Genomic DNA, 14,816 nt, shown 5'->3' on the forward strand with positions numbered 1-14,816 from the left:
GTCCGTAGGCTGTGCTGCGGACAGGTGATGGATCCTGATCCCCCGCCGCGACCGAAAGGCCTTTCGTGACGTCGACTGCCGCGATACGCACATTGTCGCCGACAGTGTGCTCGGCTGACGAGTCGTGGTGACCGGCCCCCTGAGTGCCGGCGTCGCAACGCTGTGTCACGAGATCGTCACGGAAATCGGTTCCGACGCTGGTGGCCAGGTACGACAGATCGGCGATCGTCTACACGAACCACTTCGCGTCGCGATCGCGGGTCGCCTGAAAGCCGGAAAGTCGACACTAGTCAACGCGTTGATCGGCAGGCGCGTCGCGCCCACCGCGGCCGGTGAGTGCACCCGCGTCGTGACCCGGTTCCGGTACGGTCCGGCCGACAGGGTCGATATTGTCACCCGTACGGGTGAGAGGCAATCCCGGCCGCTTGACGACGACGGCATGGTGCCCGCCCGGCTGGGGGTTCCGGCGCGCGACATCGCCTACCTCGACGTGACCCTGACCAGCGACAGCCTGCGCGACCTGACCGTCGTCGACACCCCCGGCCTCTCCTCGACGGACGTCGCGTCGAGCGCCAGGGCATCGATGCTCATCGGGAACGCGCCCTTCGACGACGACATCGACGTGGACTCCGCCGACGCGGTCGCCACCGCCGAGGCCGTGATCTACGTCTTCACCCAGGCGGTCCGGGCCGACGACCTGCAGGCGCTGCACGCGTTCCACGACGCCTCGGCCAAGCTCGCGGCCAGCCCGATCAACGCGCTCGGCGTCCTCGCCAAGGTGGACACCCTGGCCGGCGGCGCGGGCGATCCGTGGCCGATCGCCGGTCCGCTCGCCGCAGGTCAGGCCGCCCTCCTCTCCCGTACGGTCGGCGACGTGGTCCCGGTCGCCGGACTGCTCGCCGAGACCGCCGAGGCCGGGCGCCTCACCGCCGCCGACCGGGACGCCCTCGCCGTGCTGGCCGGGCTGCCCGCCGCCGAGCTGACCCTGCTGCTCACCTCGGTCGACCTGTTCCGCACGCTGCCCGCCCCGGTCTCCCCCGGGATCCGCGAGCGCCTGCTGGCCCGGCTCGACCTCTACGGCATCGGCTTCGCCTGCGCGCTGCTGACCGCTTCTCCCCGGCTGAGCACCGGTGAGCTGGTCCGGCAGTTGCTCGCCGCATCGGGTTTTCCACGGCTGCGGCAGACACTCGAACAGAGCTTCGGCTGGCGGTCGGACGCGATCAAGGCGGGCTGGGCGCTGACCCGGCTCGACCGGATCGCCGGGCACACCGCCGACCCCCTGGTCCGCGAGACCATCCGGGACGCGCTGGAACGGACCCTGCGCGAACCCGCGTACCACCGGCTGCGGCTGCTCGACGCCGCGCAGCGGGCCGCCACCGGCGCGGTCCGCCTCCCCGCCGACCGCGAACAGGAGCTGATCCGGCTGGCCACCTCGGACGATCCGCGCTGGATCCTCGCGCTCCCCGGAGCCGCGATCCCGGAGCTGGCCACCGCGGCGGTCGCGGCGGCCGGGCGCTGGCGGGCCTATGCCGTGGACGGCGCCGCACCGGCCCAGGCCCGGATCGCGCACGTCGCCCACCGCGGCTTCCAGCTGCTCGCCCAGGAGGTACGCCGGCTCTCTGCGGAGGTGCACGGTGCGTGATCTGACCTCGGTGCTGGACGCCGCCGTACGGGATGCGCTGGTTCATCTCCGGACCGTGGACATGGACGCCGCCGCGGACCTCGCCGAGCTGCGCCGGATGCGGCTGACCCGGCCCGGCGTGGTGGTGGTCGGCGAGACCAAGCGCGGCAAGAGCTCGCTGATCAACGCGCTGCTCGGGGTGCCCGGGCTCTCCCCCGTGGACGCGGCGGTGACCACCGCGGCGTACCTGAGCTTCGTTCCCGGCTCCTCCCTCTCCATGAGAGCCTGGCTGCCGGAGGGCGGTGATCCGGTCCCGGTCGACGACCTGACCGCCTGGGCGACCGGGCGGCACCGGGCCCGCCGGATCGAGGTGACCCACCCGGCGCCGCTGCTGGAGTACCTGACCCTGCTGGACACGCCGGGCGCCGGCGGGCTGGACCCGGTGCACGCCACGGTGGCGCTGGACGCGGTCCGCCGCGGCACCGCGCTGCTCTTCGTCGCCGACGCCTCCGCTCCCCTCTCCAAGCCGGAGCTGGACTTCCTCGCCGAGGCGACCGAGCGCGTCGACGGCGTCGTGTTCGCGCTCACCAAGATCGACGCGTACCCGGAATGGCGCCGCATCCTGGAGGACGACCGCGGCCTGCTGCAGTCGCACGCGCCGCGCTTCGCGCAGGCGCCCTGGTACCCGGTCTCCGCGCGCCTCGCCGAGCTGGCGCTGGGCGCCCAGGGCGAACGGCAGGGCGTGCTCGCCGACGCGTCGAAGGTCCCCGACCTGCAGCATGCGCTGATCGAGCTGGCCGGGCGCGGACACCAGCTGCAGCTCGCGAACGTGCTGCGGGCCGCCCGGGGCGAGCTGGCCCGGCTGGACGCGCTCGCCGAGGCCAGGGTCGCGGCCGCCACCGGCGATCCGGCCCGGCAGGCCGCGCTGCGCACCCGGCGCAACGAGCTGGCCGCCCGGCGGCGCACCGAGGCCCGGCAGTGGACGCTGCTGCTGAACGCCGAGGTCCAGCGCGCCCGGGTGTCCACGATCGGTCACCTGCGAACGTCCATCGGGGAGATTCAGCAGCTCGAGTTGCCGCTGACCGGGTTACCCGAGGCCGTCGACATCCGGCTCCAGGCCGTCGCCGCCGACCTCTCCGAACGCCTGGAACAGAGCTTCGCCGAGGTCTCCGAGAAGGTCCTCGCCAGCGCGTTCGACGAGGAACAGCTGGCCGGGGTGCTGGGCCGGCTCAACGCCACGCTCCGGCACACGCTGGCCGCCGCCCCGCCGCGCGACGGGTCCTCGGACAACCTGCTGATCGCGCTCTCGGCCGGCGGCATCGCCTTCATGGCCGGGCGCGGCGCGGCCCTGGGCCTGTCGATCCTGGGCGCCGCCGGCGGGCTGCTGATCCCGGTCGCCGGAATCGGACTGGGCCTGGCCGCCGGTGGGTACGTGCTCCACCGTCGCCGCGAGCACACCGACCGCCAGCACGCCCGGGTGTGGCTGCGCGACGTGCTCGGCGAGGCCCGCGCGGCGCTCGCCGACGAGATCACCACCCGGTACACCGACCTGCAGTACGCCCTCTCGGTGGCGCTCGACGACGTGGCCGAGCGGCGGCTGCGGGAACTGGACGCGCAGATCGCCGAGGTGGACGCGGCGGCCGGCGAGGACGCGGCCGGCCGGGCACGACGACGGGCGGCGGCGAACCAGGAGCTCGACGCGGTGCGGGGCAGGCTGCGGCAGGTGGACGAGGCTTTGTTGCGGGCACGGGCGCTGACCCCGGCTCCTCTGGAGGGATGAGATGACCGATCACCACTGGGACGACGACTTCGACCACCACGATCCACCACCCGTCGACGACTCCCCGATCGACGACGGCCATCTGCCGGATCTGCCGGATCTGCCGGATCTGCCGGACATCCCGGATCACGACCACGTCGAGGCGGTCGATCTGCACGACATCTCGGAGATGTCGGAGATATCAGCGCACGAAGATCACTTCCCGCCGTCGCTGGAGATCGTGGATCTCCCGGAGCCCGTCGACGGCTTCCCCTGGACCGACCCGGCGACCCTCGGCGCCGCGGACACCTACGCCGCACCGGTCCAGACGGTCGACCCGTACGACCTGGCCTCCTACGCCGGTGTCGAGGTCCCGCCCGGCGCCGACGCCTGGGCCACCCTCGCCTCCTCGGAGGACCCGGCCGTCAGCGCCCTTGCCCGCTGGTGGACGCCGGGTGAACAGTGACGCCCGTCTCCCGTAAACGAGCCCGTGATGGCATCATGACCGCGCACCGACCCACATTTTGGAGCGCACACGATGGCCGTCACCGGCACACCGACACCCGTTCCGGCAGGTAAGCGGGAACGCACCGGCTGGTATCTGTACGACTGGGCCAACTCCGCGTTCTCCACCACCGTGATCACGGTGTTCCTCGGGCCGTTCCTGACCAGCGTGACCGAGCAGGCCGCCGGGTGCGCCATCGACGCCGACGAGTGCACCGCCTCGGTCCACCCGCTCGGCATCACGGTCGCCGCGGGGTCGTACTTCCCGTACCTCGTCTCGCTCTCGGTGCTGCTCACCGTCTTCGTGCTCCCGGTGATGGGCGCGGTCGCCGACCGGGCGCCCCGCAAGAAGCCACTGCTCGCCGGCGCCGCGTTCGTCGGTGCCGCCGCCACCATCGCGATGGCCTTCGTGACCGGGGAGCGCTACCTGCTCGGCGGCGTGCTCTTCCTGATCGCCAACATCGCGTTCGGCGCCTCGGTGGTCGTCTACAACTCGTTCCTGCCCCAGCTCAGCGGCCCGGACGAGCGCGACCGGATCTCCAGCCGGGGCTGGGCGGTCGGCTACCTCGGCGGCGGCCTCCTGCTGCTGCTCAACCTGGTCGCGGTCACCCTGCTGACCGAGGAGGGCAACCCGCAGCGGACCCTCGACCTGGCCCGCTGGTCGATCGTCTCCGCCGGTGTCTGGTGGGCGGCGTTCACCCTCTTCCCGCTGCTCTGGCTCCGCGACCACCCCAGCTCCGAGGCGGTCGAGGGCGCGCGCGGCAACGTACTGACCGACGGGTTCAAGCAGCTCGGGCACACCGTGAAGGCGATGCGGGCGTACCCGCTGACCCTCGCGTTCCTCGGTGCGTACCTCATCTACAACGACGGCATCCAGACCGTCATCTCCCTCGCCAGCCAGTTCGGCACCGAGGAGCTCCACCTGGAGCAGACCACGCTGATCATCACGATCCTGATCGTCCAGTTCCTCGCGTTCGGCGGCGCCCTGCTGCTCGGCGCGCTCGCCAACCGGATCGGCTCGCACAAGACGATCCTGGTCAGCCTCGCGCTCTGGCTCGGCGTGGTGGTCGCCAGCTACTTCCTGCCGGAGGGCGCGCCGGTCCCGTTCATGCTGCTCGGCGCCGGGATCGGCCTGGTGATGGGCGGCAGCCAGGCGCTGAGCCGGAGCCTCTTCTCCCAGCTGATCCCGGAAGGCAAGGAGGGCGAGTACTACGGCTTCTACGAGATCAGCGACAAGGGCACCAGTTGGCTCGGCCCGCTCTTCTTCGGCCTGATCTTCCAGGTCACCAACAGCTACCGGCTCGGCATCATCTCGCTGGTCGTCTTCTTCCTGGTCGGCGGCGTGCTGCTCGCCCTCGTACCGGTCCGGCGAGCCATCGTCGCCGCGGGCAACACGCCGCCCACACTGCTCTGATGGACATCACGATCGACCCGGACTCCGCGGTCGCACCCTACGAACAGGTGCGGCTGCGGATCGCCGAACTGGCCGCCTCGGGGGCGCTCGCCGCCGGGACGAAGCTCCCGCCGGTCCGGCAGCTCGCCACCGAGCTGGGGCTGGCCGCCAACACGGTCGCCCGCGCCTACCGCGAGCTGGAGCAGGCCGGTCTGGTCGAGACCCGGGGACGGCTGGGCACGGTGATCACGTCGCGCGCGGCGGGCACCTCTCTTCAGGCACAACAGGCCGCTTCGGCGTACGCCGAGAGGACGCGTGCCCTGGGAATCCCGCCGGAGACCGCGCTCGCCCTCGTCCGGGCGGCGCTGGAACTACCCTGACGCCTGACTTCCGGGCATTCCACGGACGGGCTGGACGGCGGGCCGTGATACTCGGTTCGTCCATTCAGCCCTGTCAGGAGAGTCGATGCCGTCCATTCCCGCCCGTCCGCTCGCCGTATCCATCACGACCGCGGCGACCCTGGCCGCCGTGGCCCTGCCCGCCGTGACCCTGGCCGCCGTGACCCTGGCCGCCGTGACCCTGCCCGCGCCGGCCCTGGCGAGCCCGTCCGAGACCGGTGACCGCAGCGTCCTGATCACCGTCGCGAACGACACCCGCAGCACGCTCTCCCTGGTCAGCGGCGGTCTCGCCGAGGGCCGCTGGTCGTTCAAGCCGCCCAAGAGCATCGGGTCGTTCCGGACCGGCACGCTGGAGAGCGAGTCCTCCACCAGCAGGGGCGGGGTCTCCGGCTCGATCACCTACCGGACCGCCGAGGGCGACATGCGCATCTTCTGGAACAACCCGTACTACGACGACAGCGAGTTCAGCTGCGACGCGCCCGGCGACTGGGTATGCCTCCTGCAGGACGTCCAGACCGACATCGTCGGACCGTCGGTCACCGTTCGCCTCTCCGAGGATTGACCGACCGCCGGAAATCGTCGGTGGGTGACTCTAAGGTACGCGGCATGATCGAACGTCCCAGCCGGGTGTGGCGCAAGCAGGTCGACGAGCAGGCCGCGGCGGTCGCCGCCCGCACCCTGGACCCGTCGGAGGCCTACGCCGCCGAGCTCTGGCCCGCCGCCTTCATCACCGCCGTCGACGAGGCGCTCGCCGCCTACGAGACCGAGGCCCGCTCGCTGGCCGGCGCCGACGACGACACCGTCTGGGCCGCCGTCGAGCGGGTGGTCACCGCGCTCAACGACGCCGACGAGGAGCACGGCGCCATCGAGACCGGTGAGCGCGAGTCCCTGGCGGAGTACGTGTACGTCGTCCTGAAGGAGGCCGGCGTCGACGTGGCCACCCTCGCCGCCCGCCGTGACCTGGACGAGTACGCGATCACCGACCCGTGGCGCGAGTGGTGAACGGCCCCGTCCCGGTGGCTCTGGCCGAAAACGGTCAAAGTCCGGCCCGGGCTGCCGGTACACGGTGACGGCGGCGGCGCGGTATCTTTCGGGGTAACCGGCGCCACACCGGTCAGCGCACGACGCTGACCGTAAAACACCATGATCGAGGAGGATTCGTTCGTGGAAGAGGTCCTCGCGCGTAGCGGCATCATGCAGGGTATCGACGCCGAGGCCGCCGAGGAGCTGGCCACCAGCCTGGATTACCTGGAGATACCGAAGGGCGGGGCGATCTTCCACGAGGGCGATCAGGGCGACAGCCTCTACATCGTCATGTCCGGCAAGATCAAGCTCGGCAGCCGCGCCCCGGACGGGCGGCAGAACCTCATCGCGATCATGGGACCCAGCGACATGGTCGGCGAGCTCGCCCTCTTCGACCCCGGTCCGCGTACGGCCACCGCCACCGCCGTCGTCGACAGCCGGGTCGCGAAGCTGGCGAAGCCGTCGCTGCGTACCTGGCTGAACCGCCGCCCGGAGATCGCCGAACAGCTCCTGCACGTGCTCGCCCGGCGCCTGCGCCGCACCAACGACGCGCTCGCCGACCTGATCTTCACCGACGTCCCGGGCCGGGTCGCCAAGAAGCTGCTACAGCTCGCCGGCCCCTTCGGCAGCCGCGACGGCGGCGTCCTGCGCGTCACGCACGACCTGACCCAGGAGGAGCTGGCCCAGCTGATCGGCGCCTCCCGGGAGACGGTCAACAAGGCTCTGGCCGACTTCGCGGGCCGCGGCTGGCTCCGCCTCGACGGCAAGAGCGTCATCATCGTCGACATCGAACGCCTGGCCCGCCGAGCCCGCGCCTGACCCACCCACCGCTCCACCCGCCATCCACGCCGAGCCCGCCCACCGCTCCACCCGCCATCCACGCCGAGCCCGCGCCTGACCCACCCACCGCCGCGGCATCCGGCCCGGGACGGCGCGTGCACACGAGCGGGGCGCCGAACGCACACGATCAACCGCGAGAAGGGGCGGCGCGCCCACGATCCGCGATCGTGGACCCGCACAGCCGCCAGAGGGGCGCCGGAACGACTCGACCAGCGATCGGGGACTCCCGCCGCCCCCGCCCGGCCATGATCGTGAACTCGGACCGCCCCGGGCACCCCGCCCGGCGATCGAGAATCACGAATCAGTGCGGATCCTGGAGGACCGGCGCCCGGAGAGGGGGCGCCGGTCTGCCGGGGAGGGCACACGCGGCGCGGGTGGACGGGTGGTGGTCAGGACGGCGGCGATGTTGGCGGTGACCACCAGCGCGATGGCGAAGATCTCCAGGGCGGCGAGGTGCTGGTCCAGCAGGAGGAAGCCGGCCAGCGAGGCGGCGACCGGGCCCAGGCTCATCAGCACCGCGAACGTGGACGTGGGCAGGCGGCGCAGGGCCAGCATCTCCAGCGTGTAGGGCAGCACCGAGGCGAGCAGCGCGACCATGGTGCCCCAGGCCAGGTTGGACGGCGACGTGAACGCGTGGACACCGAACGGGAGCGTGAGCAGGGCCGCGATCAGCATCGAGAGGGTCAGGCCGTCGGCCCGGTGGAAGCGGCGGCCCACCCGGGCGCTGAAGACGATGTACGCGGCCCACATCGCGCCGGCCGCCAGCGCGAACGCGACGCCGATCGGGTCGAGCCGGCCGAAACCGGCCCGGCCGAGCAGGGCCACGCCGCAGAGCGCCAGGCCCGCCCAGAGCCAGCCGCCCGCCCGGCGGGAGGTCAGCACCGAGAGGGTGAGCGGGCCGAGCACCTCCAGGGTCACCGCCGGGCCGATCGGGATGCGGTCGATCGCGTGGTAGAAGAGCGTGTTCAGACCGGCGAGCGCCACCCCGAAGCCGCCGACCAGCAGCCAGTCGGCACGGCCGTACCCCCGGAACCGGGGCCGGCAGACGGCCAGCATCAGCAGGGCTGCGATGGTCAGGCGCAGCGCGACCACGCCGCCGACGCCGGCGTGCGGGAAGAGCAGGGCCGCGACGGCGCCGCCGAACTGCAGGGAAAGCACCGAGGAGAGGACGAGTCCGATGGGCACACCTCGACACTAGGAGCCGGACACTCGGCACGGAAATGCCGATCCGCCTGCGGTTATGCTGCCGAGTCATGACCGTGGAGCTTCGGCATCTCCGGGCCTTCCTGGCGATCGCGGACGAGGGCGGGATCACCCGGGCGGCCGCGCGCCTGCACATGACCCAGCCCGCCCTGTCCCGCACCCTGCGCCAGTTGGAGGAGCATCTGGGGGTACGCCTCGTCGACCGCTCCACCCACCACCTGAGGCTCACCGAGGCCGGGGCCGCCTACCGGTCCCGGGCCGCCGCCGCTGTCGCCGCCGTCGACGACGTGCTCGACCCGGCCCGCGCCGGTACGTCGCCGCTGCGGTTCGGTCACGCGTGGGGCGCGCTCGGCGAGCACACCCCGGTGCTGCTGCGTACCTGGCGGGACCGGTATCCCACGGTCCCGCTGGAGATGCTGCGGGTCGACGACCGGACCGCCGGGCTCGCGCAGGGCAGCGTCGACGTGGCCCTGATCCGCGGCCCGGTCGACGAGCTGCCCGGGGTCCGCGCCGAGCTGCTGCTGGCCGAGCCCCGGGTGGCCGCGCTGCCCTCAGACAACCCGCTGGCCGAGAAGGATCGGCTCACCCTGGACGACCTGACCGGCGAGACGATCTGCGTGAACACCGTCGCCGGGATCACCACGCTCGGCCTCTGGCCGCCGGGTGCCGCTCCCACCCGGACGGTCGAGGTCACCAACACCGACGACTGGCTCTCCGCGGTCACCGCCGGACGCGCCATCGGCGTCACGGTCGTCTCCACCGTGGTCATGTACGCCAACCCCGCCGTCCGCTACATCCCGCTGACCGGCGCCCCACCGGTCCCGGTCCACCTGGCCTGGCGGGAGCCGCTCAGCCACCCGGCCGTACCGTCGCTGGTCGCGCTGGCCCGCGAGGTCACCGCCCGCTGACCGCTCAGCAAGCGGTCGCGGGGCCCGGCGCGGGCAGCCCGGCGTGGGCAGGGCGGGCGTGGGCAGCCCGGCGTGGGCAGGGCGGGCGTGGGCAGGGCCCGGCGTGGGCTGACCGGTCAGCGGCGGCGGAGGCGGCGGAGAGCCAGGGTCGCGATCGCGAGGCCGGACAGCGCCGGGATGCCGACGGCCAGCGTGGTCTCCACCGCGGCGTCGGTGTCGAAGCCCAGGTACGGCTCGTCGATCACCAGCGTGTAGAGCAGGAGGCCGCTCACCGCGAGCAGGAGTGCCGCCCAGGAGAGCAGGAATCCGACGCCGTTGGAGCCGTGTGCCGCCGTCTTGTCGATCATGACGCTGGACCGTAGCAGTGCGGCGCAAGCGCGGAACCGCGTCCGGCGATGGTGACGGCGAGCCGCCCGGAAGGCTGAGAATGCCGCCCGTACGGAGCAATATCCGGTGTCGCCCCGGGCGGCCGGACGGTATGAACGAGCGGTGAGCGAAGAGGTGCTACCGGGCGGCAACACCGTCGGCGCGGTGCGGATCGGCGAGGTCGTCCACAAGCCGGCCTCACCGTGGACTCCCACGGTGCACGCGCTGCTGCGCTATCTGGAGGAGGCCGGCTTCGAGGGTGCGCCCCGGGCGCTCGGCTTCGACGAGCGGGGCCGCGAGATGCTGACCTTCCTGCCCGGCGACGTGATCGGCGACCGCGTCCCCTGGCCCGGCTGGGCGTTCGCCGACCGTACGCTGATCCAGGTCGGCCAGTGGCTGCGCCGCCTGCACGATCTGACCGCCGATTTCCCGCCACCCGACGGCGAGCGCTGGTTCGCCGGCCGCCCGATGCGGCCCGGCATGATCATCGGCCATCAGGACGCGGCGCCGTACAACGCCGTGATGTTCGGCGACACGCTGGGCGGCTTCTTCGACTGGGACACCGCGGGCCCGTCGACGCGCGAGTTCGACCTGGCGTTCCCGGCGCTCTCCTGGGTGCCGCTGTACACGCCCGGCGCGGCACACCACTTCGGCTTCCACCAGCCCGAGGACCGCTCCCGCCGCCTGCATCTGCTGCTCGACGCGTACGGCTACGAGGGCGACCGTCTCGCGTTCGCCGGCGTGATCGTGCAGCGCGCCCGCACCCAGGCCACGGTGATCCGCGGCATGGCCGAGGCCGGTCATCCCGCCGCCCCGGCCCTGCTCCCGATCGCCGCCAACCTGGAGCAGTCCGCGACGGAGGTCGAGTCCCTGCCCCCGGACTTCTGGAGGCGGTGACTCAGACCCGACGACGGCCGCCCCGATCGGCTACTCCTCCGGCACGGACCGGTAGGTGTCGGTCTTGACCAGGGCGAAGAGCACCAGCACCGCGGCGATCAGCGGACCCGTCGCGGTCAGCGCGTGGCCGTACGCCGCCGTCCAGGCCGACCCGCCCAGGATCAGCGACGCGAGCACCGCGGGGACCGGGGCGTACCGGAGGACCGAACCGATCAGGCAGACCGCGGCCGCGCCGATGCACACGACCTCGACCAGGTCCGCGTAGTACTCCCGCGACTCGCGGAGGTGGACCAGGGTGGCCAGCGCCACGGCGAGCAGCCCGCCGCCGAACAGCTCCCGGCAGAACCGGGGCGCCGCCTCGGCCGCCGGGACCGCGAGCAGCACCAGCGCCACCGCGGCGGCGGCCAGGCCGATCGCCCGGTGATCCTTCGCCACGGCGACGGCCATCACCACGACCGCGACGACCGCGCCGAACCTCACCGGATCCTCCTGCGCGGACCGGGAGCGGCGGAGCCGAACCTCACTGGGCCGTGATCGTGCCGGTGGCCAGCAGCAGCGCGAGCAGGGCGCCGAGGACCAGCCGGTAGAAGATGAAGATGCTGTACGAGTGCTTGGCCACGAACTTCAGCAGCCAGGTCACCGAGAAGTACGCGACCACGAAGCTGACCCCGGTCGCGACCAGCGTGTTCGTCCAGCCGACGCCGCCCGCGATCCGGTCGTACTCCTCATAGCCCTGCAGGATCGACGCGCCCATCAGGGCCGGGATGGAGAGGAAGAACGACAGTTTGGTGACGGTGACCCGGTCGAAGTCGCGCAGCAGGCCGGCCGACATGGTGGAACCGGAGCGGGAGATGCCCGGGATCAGGGCCATGCACTGGACGAAGCCGATGATCAGCGTGTCCTTCCACGTCACGTCCTCCTCGTGGCGGACCTGGGTGGCGGCGTGGTCGGCGAAGGCCATCACGCCGCTCCAGAGGATCAGCGCGCCGGAGACGAACCAGAGACTACGCAGCGTGGTCTCGATGGTGTCCTTGAAGAGCAGCGCGATGATCACGATCGGGATCGAGCCGAGGATCACCGACCAGCCGAACCGGAAGTCCTGGTGCTGCCGGGCCTCCTTGTTGACCAGGCCCTTGAAGAACGCCGGAACGATCCGCAGGATGTCCTTCATCAGAAAGATGACGGTGGCGAGGACCGCGCCGGACTGGATGATCACGGTGAACGCGGTGATGTCCGGATCGTCGATCCGGTAGCCGAGCAGCTTCTCCAGGATCGTCAGGTGACCGGTGCTGGAGACCGGCAGGAACTCGGTGACTCCCTCAACCGCGCCGAGCAACACCGCTTCGAAGATGTTCAACCCTGTCCCCGCCCTTGCCGATCCCTACCTGACCGGGTCAGAGCATAGGGGGACGAGTCACGCGGAGCGACGGCGGTCCCGGATGGGGCTCATAGCGCCGGGTGGTCCGCGGATCGGCGTGTCCCATGGCGTCCTGGACGTCCGCCAGCGGCATCCCACCGGCACGCGCGGTGGTCGCGAAGGCGTGCCGCAGCGAGTTCGGCGACAGCCGCTCGGCGGCCGGTATGCCCGCCTCCGCGGCCAGCCGGCGGACCAGACGGAAGACCGCGTGCCGGTCGAGCCGGGCGCCGGTCGCGGTCTCGAAGAGCGGGCCCCTGCCGTCGCCGCGGACCGCGAGGTAGCGGTCCAGCGCGGCACCCGCCCCGGCGGTCAGCGCCCGGCACCGCGGCCGGCCACCCCGGCCGGCGAACCGGAGGGTCCGGCGCCCGCGTTCCCAGCCCAGGTCGTCGTGGTCCAGCCCGACCAGCTCGCCGACGCGCAGCCCGAGGTCGGTCAGCAGGGTCAGCACGGCGCGGTGCCGGACGGCGGCCGGGCCGTCCTGGCGTTCGGCGGCGGCGAGCAGCGCGCCGACCTCGTCCGGGCTGAGGCCCACGGTCGCCGAGTGCTCCCGGTCGACGTACGGCCGGTCCGCACCGGAGACCGGGTTGGCCGCCACGACGTCCCGCTCGACCAGGTGGTCATACCAGCTGGAGAGGCCGGAGAGCTTGCGCGCCACGGTGGAGGCGGCCATCGGGCGGGTCTCCAGATCCTTCGCGTACGCGTTGACGTCCCCCGGCGACGCGCCCGACGGGTCGAGTCGCCGGCCGGAGCACCAGGACATCCACGAGGCCACGTCCCGCCGGTACGCCTCCCGGGTGTGCCCGGAGAAGCGCGCCAGCCACGCCTCGGTGAACGAGGTGTACGACATACGCCCATCGTCTCAGTCTTCTGCCACGTAGCCGTCTGCGACATGCCAGTGCCGGGTGTTGCCGATCGCACGGGCGAAGTAACGATCGTGGCTGACGAAGAGCAGCGTCCCCCGATAGCGCCGCAGCGCCTCCTCGATCACGTCGAGCGCCGCGAAGTCGAGGAAGTTGGTCGGCTCGTCCAGCAGCAGCACCCGCGCCGGGCTGTTGACCAGCACCGCGAGCAGCAGCCGGCGCAGCTCACCGGCGGAGAGCTCGCGCATCCGGGCGTCCCACTGGTCGGCCTCGAACTGGTGCCCGGCCAGCAGCCGCTCCGCGTCGTCCACGTAGACCGGCACCCGGCCCCGGAAGAAGCCCATCACCGTGGTGTCGTCGCGCAGCCCGTCGTCGGTCTGCGGCAGCACGGCCACCTCGGGATGACGCTCGGCGATCGCCCGCAGCAGGGTGGTCTTACCGGATCCGTTACGCCCCGTGATCAGAATCCGGTCACCGCGCGCCACGTCGAGATCGACGTTCTCGAGCAGGCGACGCTCACCATGAGTGACAGCCAGGTGGCGTACCTCAAGCAGGATCTCGCCTTTCCCGCCGTCGTCGCCGGGGAAGGCGAGGGTCAGCGGCGGACGGGTCCGCGGCCGGGCGATCCACGACGTGGACGCCATCTGCCGCCGCAGACGCCGCTCCCGGACCTTCGCCTTGCGGGCCACCAGCCGGGAGACTCTCCGCAGGTGAGGGGCGGTTGCGCCGGAACGCACCGTGTCCTCCACGCCGCGCGCGAAGCCCTTGGTCCGCTCGATGTCGGCCTCCCAGCGAACCCGGTCCTTCTCCTGCGCCTCGTAGTCGAGCAGCAGCCGTTCCCAGCGCCGCTGCTTCTCCTCCCGGTACGCCGTGTAACCACACCCTGGGTAGTCCTGCGGCCGTTCGTCGATGCCGTCCAGCTCGATGATCCGCGTCGCGAACGCGTCCAGGAAGTCCCGGTCGTGACTCACCGCAAGCACGCCGCCGGGGAAGTCCCGCAGCCACGCGCGCAGCCACGCGGTGCCCTCCGCGTCCAGATGGTTCGTCGGCTCGTCGAGGAGCAGCAGGTCGGGCGCGTCCAGCAGGGCACGCGCGAGCAGCAGCCGGGCCTGCTCGCCACCGCTCACCGACCGCACCGGAAGGTCGTCCGGCAGATGATCGATGTCCAGCCGCTGACGAATCTCGGTCAGCCGCGTCTCGGCGGTCCACCCTTCGAGGGCCGTCCACCGCTCCTGCACCGCCGCATACCCGTCCAGCACCTCTTCGCCCGCGGCCAGCCGCGCCTCCAGCGCGCGCATGGCCGCGGTCACCTCCGCCAGCTCACCGAGCCCACCGCTCAGGAAGGCCGCCACGCTTCCGGTCTGATCAGGCAATTCCTGCGGTACGTACGCGACGCGCGTCCCCGCGTCGACCGAAAGACCGCCGCGGCTCGGGGCGAGCTCTCCGGCGAGCACGCGCAGCAGGGTGCTCTTGCCGGCGCCGTTGGGGCCGACGACCCCGATCCGGTCACCGTCCCGCAGCACCAGGTCGAACTCGCCGAAGAGCAGCTCACCGTCGTAGGTCTGCCCGAGATGAGCGGCTTTGAGGTGATGTTGCACGGGGGCCTCCACACGTTTCGCTGACACCG

At 72.1% G+C, this 14,816-nt stretch carries 16 protein-coding genes; 10 read left to right on the forward strand and 6 right to left on the reverse strand.

Annotated features, from left to right (window positions below; genetic code table 11):
- Nucleotides 1–127 precede the first annotated feature (127 nt).
- From AB0M08_RS25735 to AB0M08_RS25770, 8 genes are all read left to right on the forward strand, one after another.
- A complete protein-coding gene (locus tag AB0M08_RS25735) occupies nt 128–1,642 on the forward strand; it encodes a dynamin family protein (protein ID WP_364498062.1) in 1,515 nt (504 codons plus the stop codon).
- Nucleotides 1,635–3,401, forward strand: coding sequence for a dynamin family protein (locus AB0M08_RS25740; protein WP_364498063.1), 1,767 nt, complete (start codon nt 1,635–1,637; stop codon nt 3,399–3,401). Before AB0M08_RS25735 ends, AB0M08_RS25740 begins: the two co-directional genes overlap by 8 nt.
- Nucleotide 3,402: 1 nt before the next feature.
- Nucleotides 3,403–3,846 (forward strand): hypothetical protein, encoded by a 444-nt coding sequence (locus AB0M08_RS25745; protein WP_364498066.1) that lies wholly within the window; start codon nt 3,403–3,405, stop codon nt 3,844–3,846.
- 72 nt (nt 3,847–3,918) lie between these two features.
- Entirely contained in the window at nt 3,919–5,298 is a 1,380-nt protein-coding gene (locus tag AB0M08_RS25750; RefSeq protein WP_364498068.1) for an MFS transporter, read from the forward strand.
- Nucleotides 5,298–5,657: a GntR family transcriptional regulator gene (locus tag AB0M08_RS25755; RefSeq protein ID WP_364498071.1), complete on the forward strand. Its 360-nt coding sequence runs from the start codon at nt 5,298–5,300 to the stop codon at nt 5,655–5,657. The genes AB0M08_RS25750 and AB0M08_RS25755 overlap by 1 nt, the downstream gene beginning before the upstream one ends.
- Nucleotides 5,658–5,742: 85 nt before the next feature.
- The gene (locus AB0M08_RS25760) at nt 5,743–6,237 is read left to right on the forward strand and encodes a hypothetical protein (RefSeq protein WP_364498073.1); all 495 of its coding nucleotides are present in this window, start codon (nt 5,743–5,745) and stop codon (nt 6,235–6,237) included.
- Between the two features lie 44 nt (nt 6,238–6,281).
- The gene (locus AB0M08_RS25765) at nt 6,282–6,677 is read left to right on the forward strand and encodes a hypothetical protein (protein WP_364498076.1); all 396 of its coding nucleotides are present in this window, start codon (nt 6,282–6,284) and stop codon (nt 6,675–6,677) included.
- Between the two features lie 162 nt (nt 6,678–6,839).
- Nucleotides 6,840–7,517, forward strand: coding sequence for a Crp/Fnr family transcriptional regulator (locus AB0M08_RS25770; RefSeq protein ID WP_364498314.1), 678 nt, complete (start codon nt 6,840–6,842; stop codon nt 7,515–7,517).
- Between the two features lie 315 nt (nt 7,518–7,832).
- On the opposite strand, the gene AB0M08_RS25775 is transcribed toward AB0M08_RS25770, so the two are convergent.
- Entirely contained in the window at nt 7,833–8,723 is an 891-nt protein-coding gene (locus AB0M08_RS25775) for an EamA family transporter (RefSeq protein ID WP_364498079.1), read from the reverse strand.
- A gap of 68 nt (nt 8,724–8,791) precedes the next feature.
- Between AB0M08_RS25775 and AB0M08_RS25780 the strand changes: the two genes are divergently transcribed.
- Nucleotides 8,792–9,649 (forward strand): LysR family transcriptional regulator, encoded by an 858-nt coding sequence (locus AB0M08_RS25780; protein WP_364498081.1) that lies wholly within the window; start codon nt 8,792–8,794, stop codon nt 9,647–9,649.
- Nucleotides 9,650–9,765: 116 nt separating this feature from the next.
- Here AB0M08_RS25780 and AB0M08_RS25785 read toward each other — a convergent pair whose 3' ends face one another.
- On the reverse strand, nt 9,766–9,996 hold the full coding sequence (locus AB0M08_RS25785) for a hypothetical protein (protein ID WP_364498084.1): 231 nt from the start codon (nt 9,994–9,996) through the stop codon (nt 9,766–9,768).
- A 142-nt stretch (nt 9,997–10,138) separates the two neighbouring features.
- Here AB0M08_RS25785 and AB0M08_RS25790 point away from each other — a divergent pair, with 142 nt between their 5' ends.
- Nucleotides 10,139–10,912 carry an aminoglycoside phosphotransferase family protein gene (locus tag AB0M08_RS25790; protein ID WP_364498086.1) on the forward strand — a complete coding sequence of 258 codons (774 nt, stop codon included), beginning with the start codon at nt 10,139–10,141 and terminating at the stop codon, nt 10,910–10,912.
- Between the two features lie 30 nt (nt 10,913–10,942).
- On the opposite strand, the gene AB0M08_RS25795 is transcribed toward AB0M08_RS25790, so the two are convergent.
- From AB0M08_RS25795 to AB0M08_RS25810, 4 genes are read right to left on the reverse strand one after another with little or no spacing between them, the layout of a single operon-like run.
- Nucleotides 10,943–11,392 carry a hypothetical protein gene (locus AB0M08_RS25795; protein WP_364498089.1) on the reverse strand — a complete coding sequence of 150 codons (450 nt, stop codon included), beginning with the start codon at nt 11,390–11,392 and terminating at the stop codon, nt 10,943–10,945.
- A gap of 40 nt (nt 11,393–11,432) precedes the next feature.
- Nucleotides 11,433–12,269 carry an undecaprenyl-diphosphate phosphatase gene (locus tag AB0M08_RS25800; protein WP_364498092.1) on the reverse strand — a complete coding sequence of 279 codons (837 nt, stop codon included), beginning with the start codon at nt 12,267–12,269 and terminating at the stop codon, nt 11,433–11,435.
- A gap of 37 nt (nt 12,270–12,306) precedes the next feature.
- A complete protein-coding gene (locus tag AB0M08_RS25805; RefSeq protein WP_364498095.1) occupies nt 12,307–13,176 on the reverse strand; it encodes a tyrosine-type recombinase/integrase in 870 nt (289 codons plus the stop codon).
- A 12-nt stretch (nt 13,177–13,188) separates the two neighbouring features.
- A complete protein-coding gene (locus AB0M08_RS25810) occupies nt 13,189–14,787 on the reverse strand; it encodes an ABC-F family ATP-binding cassette domain-containing protein (protein WP_364498098.1) in 1,599 nt (532 codons plus the stop codon).
- Between the last annotated feature and the right edge of the window lie 29 nt (nt 14,788–14,816).

This window comes from Actinoplanes sp. NPDC051851 (assembly GCF_040681165.1).
Taxonomy (GTDB): Bacteria; Actinomycetota; Actinomycetes; order Mycobacteriales; family Micromonosporaceae; genus Actinoplanes.